A 16,472-nucleotide genomic window follows, 5' to 3' on the forward strand; every position below is an offset into this window, starting at 1 on the left:
ATCGGTACAGATGTGTTTTTTTCATATCGTCAAATGGTGCACTTTTTTATACGATAACCATACCGGCCGGATTTGATGGAGAAGGAGCATTGTCGTATGTCCAAAAAAAGAAAAGCCTATATAGCAGCGATTTCGTATGCATTGATCATTGGGCTTTCATTCCTATTTGTGAAAGTTACATTAACAGTGTCAAGCCCTATGGATACATTAGCTCATCGTTTTTCAGTTGCTTTCATCAGCATTGTTATTGTACTAGTAATTACGAAAAATAAGCTAACAATAAAAAAACATGATTTATTAAAAATTTTACCTTTAGCCATATTGTATCCCATAGTTTTTTTCACGTTTCAAGTGCTTGGACTTGCTAGAATTTCCTCTTCAGAAGCGGGAATTATTCAAGCAACGATTCCTATTTTTACATTAGCACTAGCAGGTTTATTGTTAAAGGAAAAAGCTACACGTGGACAGCTTGTAGCCATTGCGTTTTCTGTACTTGGTGTGATGTATATGCTAATGATGAACGGGGCAAATGCTACTACTGGGAATGTTATTGGCAGTGGGTTTGTTTTACTTTCAGCAATTGCGGCATCGATTTATAACGTCTTTGCAAGAAGGCTTACAAAGCAATATTCTTTACTGACATTAACATATGTCATGACATTATGTGGATTTGTCATTTTTAATGGGATAGCTATTGGAGATCATATGATGAAGGGCACTATCCATGAATTTTTTAAGCCATTTCTACATGTTGATTTTATTATCGCCATTTTATATTTAGGCCTATTATCCTCGCTCGGCACGTCTTATTTATCAAATTATGCTCTATCTATATTAGAGGCCTCTAAAATGAGTGTTTTTAGTAATTTGGCTACGCTTATTACTATATTTGCAGGTGTTTTATTTTTACACGAATCCTTCCAGACGTACCATTTAATCGGGGGAGTAATGATTGTTATGGGTGTTATAGGAACAAATTATTTCGGCATGAAGAGGGTAGAAATAAATAAAGAAATATAGCCTTTTATTATTGAAAAGTTGTAATGGAATGGGTATGGAATTCACAGTAGGAAAGCCTTCCGCTGTTGTTTCGCTGAAGGCTTAAGGTCATCAATCAATATTGAAAGTTCACGCGGACAGAGGCATTTATGTCGATTTGCCCTTGTTCTATAGGTGTCATATCGGAGGAAACGGCCATTGAGCGATAAAGAATAGGCGTATTAACTTGTTCTTCGACAATTTCAGTGGGGAGGAGCTGCAAAGGTAAATGCATAGTTTCTGCAATGGTTTTTGCCTTTGCTTGAGCATTATGCAAAGCCAAACTCAATGCTTGCTGATAGTAAGCATCTGCACGGTCAACTTTGAATTGAATGTTGCTGATACGATTTGCCCCGTTTTCTACAGCTGTATCAATGATAAAGCCAACACGTTCAGGATCTGATACATTGACGGTAATGGCATTCGTTACTTCATAACCAGTGAAAATTTGTTGGCCGTCTTCAAAATGATAAAGTGGGGTAATTGTATAGGCAGCTGTTTGAATTTGTTCGCTTGGAATTCCAAGGGCTGTAATGGATTGAATGACTTGCTTCATAGTAGCCGCATTCTTCTGCTGTGGCTCTTGTACATTTTGGCCTTGTGTTTGAACTTCTATTTGTAGTTGCATGGCGCTTGGCCTCGCCTTTACCTGCCCAGTGCCCGTTACAGTTATAACACGTGGGGGAATGGATGCCTGATGAGGGAGCTGTGCATAGTACATACAATACCACCTTTCATAAGATTTTTATTCCTTATACTATGCAAAAAAGATTTTATTTGTTTAATCTCTTTAAATATTTATCATGGAGCTTTGTCAATAAAAGCAAGGTAATAATGGAACCTAGCAAGGCTAAAGACATGTCCCATTGAGCGTCCCAACGATCTCCCTGCATCCCTAAAAAGTCTTTGGCCCCTTTACTGCCCTTCGAGATTCTTGTGCTTAACCATTCAATGATTTCATACAATGCAGCAATCGCAAGCAAAATACTAATGGAGATACCTGTTAGCCAAGCCCCTTTTGTAAGAGGGGTTTTTCGAATTAAAATTTCTCTTATAACAATGGTCATTAAGCCTTTTAAAAAATGACCGAAGCGATCGTAATTATTACGATGCAAATCAAATTCTTCTTTTATCCAATTAAATAGTGGCACCTCTGAATACGTATAATGTCCACCTATGAAAGTTAGAATTGATAATAGGGTAATGATCAAGTAAGAAATGGTTGTGAATCGGAATTTAGGATAAATACAAACTACAATAATTATCGCAATAATTCCTGGGCTAACTTCAGCGAGCCAATCTAAGTAGGAAGATGGTTTAATAACAGACCAGATAAAAACGATTAAAGCAATCGCAAGGAAAGTTACATGTATTTTAAAATGCTTATTATTATTCATGACAACACGCTCCCTTTGTCCCACAGTATGGGGAAGAGAGAGTTTGCTTATTCAACCAGTGTAGGGGTTCAAAAAAAAGGAAAAGCGTCTAGTCATTCGTTCTAAAACTGACGCTTTTTTATATATTAAATCATTTTTAAAAGTGCCTCGACGCCACTCATTCCTTCTGTAATGCCAAGTTGTTCGGCTTCATAAGTCACGGATTCTAACGGAGCCGTTAATAACTCATCAATCGTTTTCACACCAACTGCCCGACCAGCAATAATTTTTCGATCAACTAAGCGACTATTTAACAGACCTACATCTAATGCGCCGCACATAATGTAGCCAGTATTATTAGAAATAGTCAGTAGTGTTGTTTTAGGTAATTGAACAACTACTGCAGTGAAAAAATGTCCCTTAATCATGATAGGTTCAATTGTCACCATTGAAATCACTCCTTTTCTCTATATACATATGGCGATAACTATCAAGGTGTTCGACATTTCTAATAAAAAAACTCTTGGTAATAAAGAAAAAAGTCTAATATCAAAATAATAAAAAGGAATCTATTCTAGGCGAATAGATTCCTTTTAGCATTTACTTTGTATAAGACAATAAAGCGGTTTGTTTACATTTACTCAATGCAATGGTTGCTTCACTTTTAGAAGTATATTCAAACATCCGATACGTGTTTTCTTCAAATACGGTAATTATCCACATTTATAGTATCTCCTTTTATCTGTTACATAACATTTATTAAATTTATATATTGTTATATATCAATGATGATTTCATTTTACATGAATAAAGAAAAAAATAAAGGAATATGAGTGATGTTTCACAATTCGTTCAATATTATAAGTTTTTTTGAAATAATTAAAACAGGAAAACAGACGTCTCTCACAAGTATAATTAACGGTAATTCGCAAATAGTAAGTTGACGGAGTTCTGTGAATGTGGACTTGGGAGGTGATGCTATGACACGTAAATATGTATGGGTTTTAACGGTTTTCGTTTTAATCATCTCGGGATTTTTTGTAGGGTTCAAAGCTCATGCTAATAAAGGACGTCCGTATTATGAGGAGACTGGAAAAGTTGTGTGGGATATTAACACGGAGGATAAAATAGTGGCACTTACCTTTGACGATGGCCCACATCCCAAATACACAGCGGCGGTGCTTGATTTATTAGCCAAATATGATGCCAAAGCGACTTTTTTTATTATTGGAAAAAATGCTGAAAAATATCCAGAGCTTGTTTTACGTTCTTATACAGAAGGGCATGAATTAGCGAATCATACGTATACACATCCGTTTAAAGTTTCCATCAATAAATTGCAAGAAGAGCTTCGACAGACGAATGACACGATTTATGGTATTACTGGTTTTTCCCCTGTTTTATTCCGTCCTGTTGGTGGAAATTACACAGATGCTATGATAAATGCCGCTGTTAAGGATGGCTACAAGGTCGTGATGTGGTCTTGGCATCAGGATACTCAAGATTGGAAAGAGCCCGGTGTAAAGAAGATTGTACAAAAGGTTATGAAGGGCACAAAGCCTGGCGATGTCATATTATTTCATGATGGTGGTGGAAATCGTACACAAACCATTCAAGCATTAGAGGAGATAATACCAGCATTAAAAAAGCAGGGCTACACATTTGTAACAATATCCGAGTTGATTGAAAGTAAACAGCAGCAAGAGCAAGTTCAATAATGAAAAATGAGCCATCTCAACAATGTTTGAAATGGCTCGTTTTTCACATCCATATAACCTAGAAGAAAATAATTGGAGCTAGTGCAATACCTAGAACAGTTCCTAGTGCAATGCCAACGCCAAATCCTCCTCCACCATATCCCCAAAAGCCTAGACCGTAACCACCATATCTTCTATCAGGTAGAATCCATACCTGTCTTCTGTCTACCCTCGTGATTTCCCCAACATGTACTCTACCAGATGTATCCGAAATTCGAACTCGTTTACCGTGATATTTACAACAAATATTGTAAGCATCAGTTGGATTCACAAATATCCCTCCTTTCTACTTCATTACAAGCTAATATATGCTAATTAATGCATTTATCTTTAGCCGATTGTCTATTCATCACATATACTATCAAGAGGTGATGACGTGGCAGTTGAGTCTACAGATAAGTGGCTTGAGGAGTATGAATTAGCCAGAAAATCTAAGAGCAGTGATGAGCTATATAGCTTGCAGTGTTCGATTCTATGTGATCGTTTGGTTAAACTATTTCAAGAGGGATATCCAGAGGAAATACACTTCGAATTACAGCAGCAGGGTCTTTTTTTATCAGAGGAAGAGATTCATCTAGAGAGACTGAAACAGATGAATGTGTGGGGCTGTGTGGAGCAGGAGTTTATGTACTTACAGAAGAAGTGGGATGGTCCAACTATACCTATATATATATTTCCAATTACCCGACAACAAACTATCACTAACAAAAATGGTGTGGCGTATCCTCATTCGCTTTTTTTATTTGTGGGAGAAGTAGAAAAACAGGAGCTTCAAGCATTACTCGCCCATGAATATAACCATGTTTGCCGTTTACATTATCTTAAAAAGTCTTTAGTCGAAATGACTTTATTGGATTCACTTATACTAGAGGGTTTAGCAGAATGTGCAGTGAAAGAACTTTACGGAGATCAATGGCTAGCACCGTGGTTAACTGACTATACGATCGAGAAGGTTATAAAACTATGGAAATCTCAGTTTTTGCCAAACCTACAGCTTCTGGGATTGGAAAAGCATCGACCATTTTTATATGGTGGAGAGCTTCCACCGTGGATAGGCTATTGTATAGGCTATGAAATTGTTCGGTCGTATGTGAGGAATCATTCATCCCAGCTTCCTTTATTAGTACCAAGCCAAGATATACTTGCCGGATCTGATTTTCCGCTACAATAGAGAAAAGGAGAGTGATTGTTGTGTCTAGTGAAGTAAAAAATGTATTATTACCCGTTGTAGATTCATCCACAAAGGTGCTAATTGTTGGCTCCATGCCAGGAAAACAGTCATTAGAAAAACAGCAGTACTACGGTAATCCACGCAATCACTTTTGGCCCATCATTGGTGAGCTATTGCATATTGAAGTTCCTGACGATTATGGTGAGAGAATGGCTTTATTAAGAAAGCATGCAATCGGACTTTGGGACACAATTGAAGCCTGTGAGAGAAAAGGGAGCCTAGATGCGGCGATTCGTAATGAAAAGCCAAATGATTTTCAAACTCTTTTTCAAAGCTACCCGAACATCGAGTTAGTACTCTTTAATGGGGCGAAGGCATTCGATGTTTTTAACAAGCATATTGGATTAGAGCTTTTAGCTGGACGAGCTTATAAAAAAATGCCGTCAACGAGTCCGATACCAGGGAAAAATATTAAATCCTTTGACGAAAAAGTAGAGGATTGGGGAATTATGCAGTCATATTTATCTCAATAGTTTGCGGTCATTCCACCATTGTTTTGTACATAATCAGAGCCATACTCTTACGATGAGAAGCATACCTAGACTTTACTAAGATGTGCTGCCAGAGGTTATAGCATGAGGGAAAATACGCTGCTATTATCTTCACCTAGGTAGGCAATGGCTCAACGGTTAAATGCCCGATTACATATATTGAATTATGTAAAAGGAGGGCTTGTGTGTACAATAATCCATTTAGAGAAGATAATTTTAGAAGACCTGGCTGGGGTGGCGATGATAATTTTGAAACACCGCCATTTGGTCCACCTAATTTTGGTCCGCCTCCGGCAGGACAAATGCCAATGAGTGCACCACCAGGCTTTTCGCCACCAGTGCCTGCACGGCGAGAAGGATCAAGTGGTATTCGATCCTGCCTATTTAGAAACACCTTTATTTGGTTGAATACAGGTAGGAGCTTTTGGTTTTTCCCAACTGTTATAGGAAGAGAATTCATTGCTGGCTTTCGTTGGAGTAGTCGGTATGGCTGGTATTTCCGTACGATAACGAGAAATCAAATTCGTTCATTTGAATGTTTCAGATAATGTCGCGCAAAGAAAGTTTCATTTTCAAAAAAATGGTGTTACAATGACGGTAATAAAAGATGAAGGGACGATGGGTGGCTAATGAATAACTAATCTTATTTTTTACAGATGAAATTTAATTTAAATTTCACCAACAATAAAAATAGGATTAGTCTGCCCATTTTCCATAATTAACGCTTGTATTGGTCTTAATAGGCCAATATAACGCTATTCCAGAAGCTTATTTTACGATGTCTAAAATAAGTAATGGAGTAACAAATATAGCTGTTTCAACAGTTAATTTGTGTATATGTAGCGGTGACTAATCCTTCCAAAATACTTGGAGGGATTTTTTTAGTCCTCCAACTGGAGAGGATGGATAGTATGAAGGAGCTTTTAAAATTACAGGATATTAGTTTTGAAATAAAGGATACATTCCTATTTGAGCATGTGACCGCTACCGTAAAGCAAGGTGAGGTAATCGGCATTATTGGTAGAAATGGTGCTGGAAAATCCACATTGCTTCAATTCATACGAGGGATGCTGGTGCCTACTACAGGAGAAATAAAAGGGCTAGAAACAGTAAAAACGGCAATTGTAGAGCAGGAACTAGCTCATTTTACTAGGATGGAAATAACGGCTAGAGAGGCAGATTTGCTATCTAAATGGAAGGTGCCCAATCTGCCATTTGAAGCATTAAGTGGTGGAGAAAAACTGAAAATGCGCCTGGCAGAAGGTTTTTCGCAGGGTGCTCAAATTCTAATGCTGGATGAACCAACCAATCATTTAGACGAACAGAGTACCACATTTTTGATTAAACAAGTACAAAACTATAAGGGAACGATTATTGTTGTCTCACATGATCGTTACTTTTTAGATAGCGTAGCGACGAAAATCTGGTCGATTGAGGACAAGAAGCTTATTGAACATAACGGAAATTATTCAAACTATATGGCTGAAAGAGAGCATCGAAGATTAACACAACAACGTGCATACGACAAGCAGCAAAAAAATATTGAGCGTATTGAGGCACAGATGCAGGAACTAACAGCATGGTCTCAAAAGGGCCATGCTCAGTCTACCAAGCTAGAAGGTTTTAAGGAATATCACCGTGTGAAAGCAAAGCGTCTTGATTCCCAGGTGAAATCTAAGAAAAAGCGATTAGAAGCTGAGCTTGAGAAGGCAAAGGTCGAAGCTGTGAAGCCTGAATCAGAAATACGCTTTTCTTTAGGAACCAATCAACGTGTCGGTAAACGTTTTTTAGAGACCAAAAATGTTTCCTTACGATTCGACGACAGATTGCTGTTTAAGGATGTGAACGTCACTGCGCAATTTGGAGATAAAATTGCTGTCACGGGCACAAATGGTAGTGGAAAAACAAGTTTTTTAAAAGTCATTTTAGGTCAATTAAAGGCTGAAGGTGAAGTATGGGTATCTCCGGCTGCCAACATTGGTTATTTAACACAAGAAGTCTTTGACCTACCGCTTGATCAGACACCAGAGCAGTATTTTTATCAAGAAACGTTTGAAGAGCGAGGGAAAGTTCGCAATCTCATGAAAAATCTAGGCTTTACTTCTACACATTGGACATCTTCGATTGGGGAGATGAGCATGGGTGAGCGTGTAAAATGTAAACTGATGGCATATATAGTAGCAGACAAGAACGTTCTTATTTTAGATGAGCCAACGAATCATCTTGACCTGCCTTCTCGTGAGCAGTTAGAGCAAACGCTTGCCCAATACAATGGAACATTACTTGTTGTCTCACACGATCGCTACTTTCTGGATAAGGTAACGAATAGTGTTTGGGAGGTTCATGGTCAACAGATAGAGAAAAAATGGAGAAAAGAGGTTAAGCAGGACGAGGATGTAATGACACTTCGTTTAAAACTAGAAACGGAGCGGCAAGAAATATTAGGGAAACTAAGCTTTCTCACAGCTAAGGATAAGGATTACGCCAAGCTCGATGAAAAATTTAATGAGCTGACGAAGCGAATTAACGAGCTAAAATAGCAAACGTTTAAGTTAGTTTTTACTAGGGAAAAATACCGAGAGAAGGAAATTAATAGATGGAGGTTCACACGAATGAAAAGAATGCTATTTCTCCTTTTTTTGAGTATTTGCTTTATAGGTGCCTGTGCAAATCGTGAAGAAAATCAACAAGCATATGAAAGTGAGACCCAAATACCTGTAGAACAAGCTAATCATCATAATAATGGAACAGCAATGGAACAAACAGAGGTCCTGCAACAAATCAAGGATCAAATACATGCTGATTTCACCATAAAAATGCCAACAACTTTACCTATTCCAGAGGGTGCTTTTTTATCAGCTACTACAAGGACTGAAGGGAATCAGGTGGAAATTGTCTTTTATGAAAGTAAAGAGAATATACCTATTAATGATATTCGATTAAAGAAATCAGCAACCGTCATAGGGCGATTGCTCGTTAAGCAATACAATAATGCAGAAGGTGCTAGCACTCAAATAGCGTTTGATAATTTTAATCAAAATGGTGGGCGAAAAGTGGATCTTGGTTACAATATTAAAGGTTACCAAAATGCAGGAGCCGGTTCCTTATGGACTGGATGGAATGAAGGACGTTGGGCAATTGCTACACATACCCGAACAGAAAATCCAGATGCAGGTGTTAAGCTTGCAAAGCAGGTAGTAGAATATTTAGAAAGTCATATGCTCCCTATTCCAAAGCAGTATGGCATGGCTCAATTGGACGTTTATCAGACAGGCAATTTAATCGTTTGGCAGGATGAAAAGCTTGTGTATACACTCGATTCCATAAAGGACCCTCTAAAGGCCATAGAAATAGCTACAGCGTTTTACCAATAATAAAAACCCTAGAGTCATTGTGACGTGACCCCGATTATTAGACGCATCTAACAATTGGAGGTGCACGTCAATTGTACTCTAGGATTTTTTTAGTCGTTTACTTTACGGAATCTACAAGGTCCTTGTAGTCATGGAATCGCTGTTGCCAACTCTCCATTGGGAAGGTTAGCCGTTCCTGACCATCTAGCAGATCAGCCAGCAAGTCCAGACATATATGCCATCCTGCTAAATCCTTTGGCGTATGCTCCGTTAAAGCTTGAAGTGTCTCCACTAATAGTAGTAATGTGCCCTGGTCAGTAGAAGAAAGTTCGAATCGTACAGTATCCGTACCCCAATCAAATTCGAGAGTTTCATTCTCTGCATAATCAGTAATGCCTATTGTTTCATAGGCATCTGTTCCATCGTTCATATTAAAATGAATCTTACCATTGTTACGAAGATCGATGATTTCTAAATTACTCATCCACTTTTGCAGCTTGTCATTATTAGTAATTGCTGCCCAAACAACCTCTATCGCATGAGGGAGCGGGCGTTTAAATATAGCAACATGGTGATTGGATTGTTCTTCAATAGAAGCTAGCATAGTATCCTCCGTTTTTTATGTGATTTTGTCCTTATTATAGGTGTTCTTTATGAACTGTTCAAAGGAGAACATCACATAAATACATTTTTTATAAGAAGGTAGATATGGGATAATATTGTTAAAAAGGAGGCGAGAATATGACACATAAACAAGCATTAGAACGTTATATCCAAGCAACAAATACGCATGATTTTAATGAAGTAAAGGTTATTTTGCATCCACAGGCTGTATATTGGTTTTCGGATAAAACATGTACGACTACAGAGGAAATTGGTGCTTACTTCAATCACGCATGGAATGTAATTCAAAAAGAGGTCTATTCAGCGACTGATATAGCATGGCTAACCGTTGATGAAAAGACAGCTACCTGTCTTTATACATATCACTATGAAGGCTATCATAATGGAAGATTTGTATCAGGTAGCGGTAGAGCGACAAATATTTTCACGTTGATGAATGGTGAATGGAAGTTAATTCATGAACATTTGAGTGGCAATATTAAATGATTTTCCATAGCATCTGAATAATCAACAATGAAATAATGACAGGTAGGAGTAGTTTGGCTATTTTTATTGGAATATGTGGCAGCACTAGGAGGCCTAATTGAGAGCCTAGGATAGAGCCTAATGCCATGGCAATGGCATAGTGCCATTGAATAAAACCAGTTTGATAAAAAACAATAAAAGCTCCTGCACAACTCCCAAAAAGCAGTGCACGAGTGAGTTGTACAGCTTTTATGTAAGTGTGCTGGCAACGCAAATAATATAAAATACTAAAAATTGAAGAACCAGGGCCAAAGCCACCATCATACATAGCGATAAAAAAGGGCTGCCAAAGGGAAGACGTTGTATGCTCTGTATGATTCACAGTGTTAGTCCAAGCCTTATTTTTTAAAGTGACGACTAATGCAAAAATCAGTAGGATACAGGCTGTAAAATTCATAGCTTTTTCAGATAGTGACACAGCCAGAAGTGCACCACCAACCCCTCCAATACCTGCAATAGTGATGTATTTTAAAATAGCTTTCAAGTGTAGCTCCTTATGGTACAGTAAATAAAAAATGCTAGATAAAGCCGATATACCAGTTGAAAATTTATTTGTCGCAATACTAGTCTGAATGGGAATGCCGACCAGCATCATTGCAGGAAGTGTGATCAGTCCTCCACCTCCCGCAAGTGTACCGATAAAGGCAGCTATAATACCAATACATATGAGGGTCAAAGAAATTTTTGCATAGTAAAGCCCCACCAAACTAAGGAGTACAAAGAACGATACCAGTAAAATTTTTTTCATAAGCTACTCTCCTCACTTGAATAGCTTTAGGGTAAATGGTTTTAATGTATAAATCTAATATATTATTTTTGAGTATTTATAAATTTATTTTATCTTTTGGAGGGCTAAGATGAGATTGCTACAAACTGAGAAAGAATTAATAAGTCTAATAGCAGCAGACGATTGGATGATGAATGTTTTAGAAGCTGTTGAAAAAGTACAGCTCCCTGATTGTTGGATATGTGCAGGATTCATTCGTTCAAAAGTATGGGATTATATTTATGAGAAAGAAGATCGAACACCAGTAGCTGATATTGATGTGATCTATTATGATTCATCCAATTTAACAGAAGAAAAAGAGAAGCATTATGAGCAGGAGCTGTGGAAGATTTGTAAGGACGAGCCTTGGTCGGTCAAAAATCAGGCAAGGATGCACGTCATAAATAGGAGTAATCCATATCACTCTTCCTTAGATGGAATCTCTCATTTTCCTGAAATCCCAACTGCTATCGGTATTAAATTAACGAAAGGTCGGCTACAAGTAGCTGCACCATATGGTATTCACCATTTAGGTGCTGGCATAATAGAACCAACCCCGTTTTTCCTTGAAAATAAAGAAAGATATGCGATATATCGCCAAAGAATTACTTCTAAACAGTGGCATTTAAGATGGCCGAAATTAGAAATCAATCTACAGTAATCGGAGGGCAAATCCAATGCTGCGAGACAAAAAGTCGATTATTAAACACTATGAACAATCTCTTATTTGGGTAAAGAATATGAGGAATTTATCTGAGGGGCAATGGCGTATGCCAATTAAATCTGGAAAATGGTCGGTTGCAGAGGTGATAGGACATCTTACCCCATGGGATACATTTGTATTAGAACATCGAATACCTTATTTATTTATAAATACATCTTTACCAAAAGGGCCAGATATCGAGCATATGAACACGAAGGCAGCTGAAAAAAGTCGTGAACAGCATTTAGAAAAAACGATTACTGAATTTGTTTTGACAAGGCGTCAATTGCTACAGACTATTCAACAATTGACAGATGAGCAATGGCACCAGTCGTTCAGTATTGGGCAGTCTAACATAACGGTTGCGGATTATTTTGGCGGGTTAATTGACCATGATTTACATCATTTTTCACAAATTCAGAGCGTTTTACATATATAGGAGCTAGCACATGGATATCAAGTATTTAATAGATTACTTTGCACAAGCATCTGTAAAATTTACCGATGTCTTTACGAAAAGAATGGAGCCGGGAGAAGTTGATTTAGGGAGAACTACTGCACCAGAAAAGTGTGGAATTATTGTGCCGCTTGCAGGCAGTGCTATTTTTAGCTTGAATGGAACGCCTTATGTAATGGAACCAGGAGTAATAGTGCATGCCGGTTCTCAAATGCCAATTGAAGTGAACGTAACGAGCCAGAAGGTTTGGGAATATGCTGTAGTTCATTATAATCTACCTATGGATGAGGCGGCACTTTATCCACTAGCTCAACAACACTTTCTTATTAAAACAGGCCATAATACGCAAATTATTACCCAAGTTCAGCAATTGGTAGAAAGCTATTCCTTTCCAGGGAGTATGGCGGTATTTAAGTCTAAGACATTATTCATGAATTTGCTGGAACACATTCTTATAGCGGCAAAAGTGAAGGTTCTGGATAATGCTAATGAAATGATGGAGCAGGCTTTACAGTATATACATGAGCACTACGCGGAGCAGCTTTCGGTATCAAATATTTCTAGTGAATTTGAAATTGAACGACGTCGATTTGCCTATTTATTTGAGCAACATACAGGCATGAATCCAAGCACATATATAACGGAATACCGGATAAGACGAGCAAAGGACTTACTAGAGTATGGTGGAATCCCTGTAGCTGAAATTGCAGAATGTGTTGGCTATATAGACTGTTTTTATTTTAGTAGGGTATTTAAAAAGTGTACAGGTTTATCGCCTTCAGCCTATCGAAAATTAAAAATAGAGGAAGCCAAATACGTATAAATGACTGTTTCTTATAAAAAAGAAACAGTTTTTTTATTGATTAAATCGGCAAAAGTCCATGTCATTTTCGAAATCGTCCATTCACAATCTATTTTCACTTTGTTAGGATAGTATCCGTAAATGATAATGAGTATCAATTATATATTGACATACATATGAAAACGATTATCATTATCAATATGAGCTCGTTAGGAGAGAATATCTATGAATAAATATTTTAAAATGTGTGCGCCAGCACTTTTAGCACTATCATTAGCTGCATGTGGAACAGATAAGGCGGAGGAGTCTACATCAACAAATAATACGGCTGAAACAAGTGCAACAGAATCACAGACAGAGCAAACTAAGACACAGACAATAACTTACTTAGGTGAGAAATATGAGCTTCCAGCAGAAGTGAAAAATATTGTCGCTGCGAGTCTTGAATCTATGGAAGACGCTGCAATGCTAGGAATTAAGCCAGTAGGTGTACTTGAAGTGGGTGGTAAAGTGCCAGCATATCTAGCATCAGATTTTGAAGGTGCTACACTTGTAGGAAATAAAATGGAGCCGAATGCAGAAGCCATTCTTAATTTGGATCCAGATGTCATTGTGGGTACTTCAAAATTCCCTGAAGAAACGGCTGAAAAGTTGAAAAAAATTCAAACAATGATTCCTTACTCACATATTTCAACAAACTGGAAAGAAAATTTGACAGTGCTTGCACAGCTAGCTGGTAAAGAAGATGATGCTAAAAAAATCATCTCTGACTATGAGGCAAAAGTTGCTGATGCACAGGTGAAATCAAAAGAGCAATTAGCTGATAAACAAGTGTTAATCATTCGTGTTCGTGGTGGCGTTATGTACATTTATCCGGCTGGTGTTTATTTAAATCCTGTTTTATATGAGGATTTAGGTGCACCAGTTCCAGAGGTAGTTACGACAGCTAAAGCGCAAGCTGAATTATCGCTGGAAACACTAGCTCAAGTAAATCCAGATGCTATTTTCCTTCAATTTGAGGAATCAGAAAATAAGGATACTCCAAAGGCTTTAGAGGAGCTACAAAAAAATCCAATTTTCACTAGTTTAAAGGCATCACAAAATAATGAAATTTATGTCAATACAATTGACCCATTAGCACAAGGTGGTACGGCTTGGTCTAAGGTTAAATTCTTAGATGCAGCAGCTGAAAAATTACTTAAATAGTATACACAGGCTGGTAGTAGATTTGGTGATATCACCGGGCTATTACCGGCCTTTTGTTCAGTAGAAGTTTGGATAAGAAAATGGTATAGAAAAAGGTGTGAAAGTTGAAAAAAACAAACATAGTGTCATTTTCAATATTAGCGGTATCTCCTTTCCTTATTGCCCTTGTGGCACTTGTTTCTGTTATGTATGGAACAAAGGATATTAGTGTAATCACTGTGTGGCAGGCAATATCAGCATTTGATCCTTCCAATGTTGATCACCAAATTATACGAACAGGACGTATTCCTAGAATAGCCGCAGTATTGTTAGTTGGAGCATTTTTGGCAGTTGCGGGTGCAGTTATGCAGGGAATTACACGAAACTATTTAGCATCTCCGTCATTGATGGGTGTCAACGATGGCTCTGCATTTGTTATCACATTAGCTATTGTCTTTTTCCCAGGACTGCCCAATTATCAGATGATTTTATTGTCAATGCTAGGTTCTGCACTGGGTGCGGGCATTGTTTTTGGCTTTGGCTCATTAATTCGAAATGGCTTATCACCAGTAAGGTTGGCTATTATTGGAACCGTTATTGGGACATTTTTAAGCAGTATAGCTACAGCAATCGCGATGTATTTCCAAGTATCACAAACAGTCAGTGCTTGGTATAACACTAAAGTACATATGGTAGATATGGATATGCTGATGCTTTCAATTCCATTTGGATTAACTGGATTATTTTTGGCCTTATTATGTGCGAGGGCCATTACGATTACCTCGCTAGGTGAGGATATTGCAATGGGACTAGGTCAAAAAACGAGAGCAGTACGGATTATTAGTATGTTAGCTGTCGTATGCCTGACAGGGACAGCAGTCGCTCTCGTTGGAAAAATAGCCTTTGTAGGGTTAGTTATTCCGCATATTACTCGTTTCCTTGTTGGGGTGGATTATCGCTATATCATCCCTTGTGCAGCGGTTATTGGTGCCTTTTTCTTGGCGCTTTGTGATGTCCTTAGCCGTTTTGTCAATTATCCGTTCGAAACGCCAATTGGAGTATTAACAGCATTAGTTGGCGTACCATTCTTCTTATATTTAGTTCGTAAGCACGGAGGTGAAAAACGTGCGTAAACATACCTCAAGTGTATTCTTTTTGACTATGTCGATGCTTTTACTTTTAATTTTAGTTGCAAGTTATCTACATATTACAAATGGCGTTTTTGACATGTCTGTGATGGATGTCATAAAAACATTATTGCGTATTGACTCTAATCCAAAATTTGATCTTGTTATTTTTGAATTCCGCTTACCACGGATTGTCATAGCCGGACTCGTTGGTATTGGTTTAGGAATGGCTGGAGTTGTTTTACAAGGTATTACGCGCAATGGGCTTGCAGATCCAGGCATATTAGGGATTAATGCAGGAGCTGGTGCCGCGGTCGTAATTTTTATGTTTTTCTTTCAGTTAAAATTAGTGAGCGCAGATATGAACAGCTGGCTATCTATTTTAATGATGCCATTGTTCGGTTTTATTGGTGGAACAATTGCGGCTATATTGATTTTTACATTTGCTTTGAAAAATGGTCATCTCGATATGCAGCGATTAATATTAACTGGGATTGCCATTAACAGTGGATTTGGCGCTTTATCATTGTTTTTATCCCTAAAAATGAGTGCGCAGGATTTTGAATCCGCAGCCATTTGGATGGCAGGCTCCATTTACAATGCGAATTGGATTTTTGCTCTTACTATGTTACCTTGGCTTTTAATATTAGGAATTTATGTGCATAGAAAATCGTATTTACTTGATTATTTTCAGCTGGAAGAGGATAGCATCACAAGTTTAGGGATTGCTGTTGAAAAAGAGAAAATGAAGCTGTTATTAGCCAGTGTGGGACTAGTTAGTGCCTGCGTATCTGTATCAGGAAGTATTGGTTTTATTGGCTTAATGGCGCCACATATCGCTAAGCAGCTTGTTGGTATTCAGCACCGTTATGTCATGCCAGTAAGTGCATTGATAGGTGCAGGCTTGTTAATCCTAGCTGATTTTATCGGCAAAACGGTATTCGCACCATCAGAGCTGGCTGTTGGAATAGTAGTGTCGATTATAGGAATTCCATATTTCTTGTATTTACTTGTAAAATCTAAGGCATAGGAGGAAA

At 37.9% G+C, this 16,472-nt stretch carries 21 protein-coding genes; 14 read left to right on the forward strand and 7 right to left on the reverse strand.

Annotated elements, in window-relative coordinates; genetic code table 11:
* The first annotated feature begins 96 nt into the window (after window positions 1-96).
* Window positions 97-1,020: a DMT family transporter gene (locus tag PI85_RS02370; protein WP_036121372.1), complete on the forward strand. Its 924-nt coding sequence runs from the start codon at window positions 97-99 to the stop codon at window positions 1,018-1,020.
* A 94-nt stretch (window positions 1,021-1,114) separates the two neighbouring features.
* On the opposite strand, the gene PI85_RS02375 is transcribed toward PI85_RS02370, so the two are convergent.
* The 4 genes from PI85_RS02375 to PI85_RS25000 all read right to left on the reverse strand — a co-directional run bounded on the left by PI85_RS02375 (window position 1,115) and on the right by PI85_RS25000 (window position 3,137).
* A complete protein-coding gene (locus PI85_RS02375; protein ID WP_036121369.1) occupies window positions 1,115-1,759 on the reverse strand; it encodes an SIMPL domain-containing protein in 645 nt (214 codons plus the stop codon).
* A 52-nt stretch (window positions 1,760-1,811) separates the two neighbouring features.
* Window positions 1,812-2,435 (reverse strand): DUF2238 domain-containing protein, encoded by a 624-nt coding sequence (locus PI85_RS02380; RefSeq protein WP_036121366.1) that lies wholly within the window; start codon window positions 2,433-2,435, stop codon window positions 1,812-1,814.
* 125 nt (window positions 2,436-2,560) lie between these two features.
* The gene (locus PI85_RS02385) at window positions 2,561-2,863 is read right to left on the reverse strand and encodes a YunC family protein (protein WP_008175342.1); all 303 of its coding nucleotides are present in this window, start codon (window positions 2,861-2,863) and stop codon (window positions 2,561-2,563) included.
* Between the two features lie 151 nt (window positions 2,864-3,014).
* Entirely contained in the window at window positions 3,015-3,137 is a 123-nt protein-coding gene (locus PI85_RS25000) for a hypothetical protein (RefSeq protein ID WP_255350090.1), read from the reverse strand.
* Between the two features lie 257 nt (window positions 3,138-3,394).
* On the opposite strand from PI85_RS25000, the gene PI85_RS02390 reads away from it, so the two are divergent.
* Entirely contained in the window at window positions 3,395-4,132 is a 738-nt protein-coding gene (locus PI85_RS02390; RefSeq protein WP_036121364.1) for a polysaccharide deacetylase family protein, read from the forward strand.
* A 58-nt stretch (window positions 4,133-4,190) separates the two neighbouring features.
* On the opposite strand, the gene PI85_RS02395 is transcribed toward PI85_RS02390, so the two are convergent.
* A complete protein-coding gene (locus PI85_RS02395; RefSeq protein ID WP_036121362.1) occupies window positions 4,191-4,442 on the reverse strand; it encodes a hypothetical protein in 252 nt (83 codons plus the stop codon).
* 105 nt (window positions 4,443-4,547) lie between these two features.
* Here PI85_RS02395 and PI85_RS02400 point away from each other — a divergent pair, with 105 nt between their 5' ends.
* The 5 genes from PI85_RS02400 (at window position 4,548) to PI85_RS02420 (ending at window position 9,267) form a co-directional block, all read left to right on the forward strand.
* Window positions 4,548-5,342 carry a DUF2268 domain-containing protein gene (locus PI85_RS02400; RefSeq protein ID WP_036121360.1) on the forward strand — a complete coding sequence of 265 codons (795 nt, stop codon included), beginning with the start codon at window positions 4,548-4,550 and terminating at the stop codon, window positions 5,340-5,342.
* A gap of 20 nt (window positions 5,343-5,362) precedes the next feature.
* The gene (locus PI85_RS02405; RefSeq protein ID WP_036121358.1) at window positions 5,363-5,875 is read left to right on the forward strand and encodes a DNA-deoxyinosine glycosylase; all 513 of its coding nucleotides are present in this window, start codon (window positions 5,363-5,365) and stop codon (window positions 5,873-5,875) included.
* Between the two features lie 203 nt (window positions 5,876-6,078).
* Window positions 6,079-6,441 (forward strand): hypothetical protein, encoded by a 363-nt coding sequence (locus PI85_RS02410; protein WP_036121356.1) that lies wholly within the window; start codon window positions 6,079-6,081, stop codon window positions 6,439-6,441.
* Window positions 6,442-6,804: 363 nt separating this feature from the next.
* Window positions 6,805-8,433, forward strand: a complete 1,629-nt coding sequence (gene abc-f, locus PI85_RS02415; RefSeq protein ID WP_036127417.1) for a ribosomal protection-like ABC-F family protein — start codon at window positions 6,805-6,807, stop codon at window positions 8,431-8,433.
* Window positions 8,434-8,505: 72 nt separating this feature from the next.
* Window positions 8,506-9,267 carry a hypothetical protein gene (locus PI85_RS02420; RefSeq protein ID WP_036121353.1) on the forward strand — a complete coding sequence of 254 codons (762 nt, stop codon included), beginning with the start codon at window positions 8,506-8,508 and terminating at the stop codon, window positions 9,265-9,267.
* 97 nt (window positions 9,268-9,364) lie between these two features.
* Here PI85_RS02420 and PI85_RS02425 read toward each other — a convergent pair whose 3' ends face one another.
* Entirely contained in the window at window positions 9,365-9,850 is a 486-nt protein-coding gene (locus tag PI85_RS02425) for an SRPBCC family protein (protein ID WP_036121350.1), read from the reverse strand.
* Between the two features lie 137 nt (window positions 9,851-9,987).
* Between PI85_RS02425 and PI85_RS02430 the strand changes: the two genes are divergently transcribed.
* On the forward strand, window positions 9,988-10,356 hold the full coding sequence (locus PI85_RS02430) for a DUF4440 domain-containing protein (protein WP_036121346.1): 369 nt from the start codon (window positions 9,988-9,990) through the stop codon (window positions 10,354-10,356).
* Here PI85_RS02430 and PI85_RS02435 read toward each other — a convergent pair.
* Window positions 10,349-11,143 carry a sulfite exporter TauE/SafE family protein gene (locus PI85_RS02435; RefSeq protein WP_036121343.1) on the reverse strand — a complete coding sequence of 265 codons (795 nt, stop codon included), beginning with the start codon at window positions 11,141-11,143 and terminating at the stop codon, window positions 10,349-10,351. The genes PI85_RS02430 and PI85_RS02435 overlap by 8 nt on opposite strands.
* A gap of 109 nt (window positions 11,144-11,252) precedes the next feature.
* Here PI85_RS02435 and PI85_RS02440 point away from each other — a divergent pair, with 109 nt between their 5' ends.
* The 6 genes from PI85_RS02440 to PI85_RS02465 all read left to right on the forward strand — a co-directional run bounded on the left by PI85_RS02440 (window position 11,253) and on the right by PI85_RS02465 (window position 16,465).
* Window positions 11,253-11,822, forward strand: a complete 570-nt coding sequence (locus tag PI85_RS02440) for a nucleotidyltransferase family protein (protein ID WP_036121340.1) — start codon at window positions 11,253-11,255, stop codon at window positions 11,820-11,822.
* 16 nt (window positions 11,823-11,838) lie between these two features.
* Window positions 11,839-12,303, forward strand: coding sequence for a DinB family protein (locus tag PI85_RS02445; RefSeq protein ID WP_036121337.1), 465 nt, complete (start codon window positions 11,839-11,841; stop codon window positions 12,301-12,303).
* 10 nt (window positions 12,304-12,313) lie between these two features.
* Entirely contained in the window at window positions 12,314-13,144 is an 831-nt protein-coding gene (locus tag PI85_RS02450) for an AraC family transcriptional regulator (RefSeq protein ID WP_036121334.1), read from the forward strand.
* Between the two features lie 204 nt (window positions 13,145-13,348).
* Window positions 13,349-14,329 (forward strand): ABC transporter substrate-binding protein, encoded by a 981-nt coding sequence (locus PI85_RS02455; protein ID WP_036121332.1) that lies wholly within the window; start codon window positions 13,349-13,351, stop codon window positions 14,327-14,329.
* Between the two features lie 104 nt (window positions 14,330-14,433).
* On the forward strand, window positions 14,434-15,441 hold the full coding sequence (locus PI85_RS02460; RefSeq protein WP_036121330.1) for an iron ABC transporter permease: 1,008 nt from the start codon (window positions 14,434-14,436) through the stop codon (window positions 15,439-15,441).
* A gap of 28 nt (window positions 15,442-15,469) precedes the next feature.
* A complete protein-coding gene (locus PI85_RS02465) occupies window positions 15,470-16,465 on the forward strand; it encodes an iron ABC transporter permease (RefSeq protein WP_008175314.1) in 996 nt (331 codons plus the stop codon).
* Window positions 16,466-16,472: the final 7 nt, after the last annotated feature.

The sequence above is a fragment of the Lysinibacillus sp. A1 genome, assembly GCF_000801965.1.
Lineage (GTDB): Bacteria > Bacillota > Bacilli > Bacillales_A > Planococcaceae > Lysinibacillus > Lysinibacillus fusiformis.

What these genes read in the sequence shown, in the direction of transcription:
- PI85_RS02440 (WP_036121340.1), top strand. Translation starts at nt 11,253, where the DNA reads ATGAGATTGCTACAAACTGAGAAAGAATTAATAAGTCTAATAGCAGCA.
- PI85_RS02435 (WP_036121343.1), bottom strand. Translation starts at nt 11,143, where the DNA reads ATGAAAAAAATTTTACTGGTATCGTTCTTTGTACTCCTTAGTTTGGTG.
- PI85_RS02445 (WP_036121337.1), top strand. Translation starts at nt 11,839, where the DNA reads ATGCTGCGAGACAAAAAGTCGATTATTAAACACTATGAACAATCTCTT.
- PI85_RS02370 (WP_036121372.1), top strand. Translation starts at nt 97, where the DNA reads ATGTCCAAAAAAAGAAAAGCCTATATAGCAGCGATTTCGTATGCATTG.
- PI85_RS02390 (WP_036121364.1), top strand. Translation starts at nt 3,395, where the DNA reads ATGACACGTAAATATGTATGGGTTTTAACGGTTTTCGTTTTAATCATC.
- PI85_RS02430 (WP_036121346.1), top strand. Translation starts at nt 9,988, where the DNA reads ATGACACATAAACAAGCATTAGAACGTTATATCCAAGCAACAAATACG.
- abc-f (WP_036127417.1), top strand. Translation starts at nt 6,805, where the DNA reads ATGAAGGAGCTTTTAAAATTACAGGATATTAGTTTTGAAATAAAGGAT.
- PI85_RS02380 (WP_036121366.1), bottom strand. Translation starts at nt 2,435, where the DNA reads ATGAATAATAATAAGCATTTTAAAATACATGTAACTTTCCTTGCGATT.
- PI85_RS02450 (WP_036121334.1), top strand. Translation starts at nt 12,314, where the DNA reads ATGGATATCAAGTATTTAATAGATTACTTTGCACAAGCATCTGTAAAA.
- PI85_RS02385 (WP_008175342.1), bottom strand. Translation starts at nt 2,863, where the DNA reads ATGGTGACAATTGAACCTATCATGATTAAGGGACATTTTTTCACTGCA.
- PI85_RS02425 (WP_036121350.1), bottom strand. Translation starts at nt 9,850, where the DNA reads ATGCTAGCTTCTATTGAAGAACAATCCAATCACCATGTTGCTATATTT.
- PI85_RS02465 (WP_008175314.1), top strand. Translation starts at nt 15,470, where the DNA reads ATGTCGATGCTTTTACTTTTAATTTTAGTTGCAAGTTATCTACATATT.
- PI85_RS02420 (WP_036121353.1), top strand. Translation starts at nt 8,506, where the DNA reads ATGAAAAGAATGCTATTTCTCCTTTTTTTGAGTATTTGCTTTATAGGT.
- PI85_RS25000 (WP_255350090.1), bottom strand. Translation starts at nt 3,137, where the DNA reads ATGTGGATAATTACCGTATTTGAAGAAAACACGTATCGGATGTTTGAA.
- PI85_RS02375 (WP_036121369.1), bottom strand. Translation starts at nt 1,759, where the DNA reads ATGTACTATGCACAGCTCCCTCATCAGGCATCCATTCCCCCACGTGTT.
- PI85_RS02455 (WP_036121332.1), top strand. Translation starts at nt 13,349, where the DNA reads ATGAATAAATATTTTAAAATGTGTGCGCCAGCACTTTTAGCACTATCA.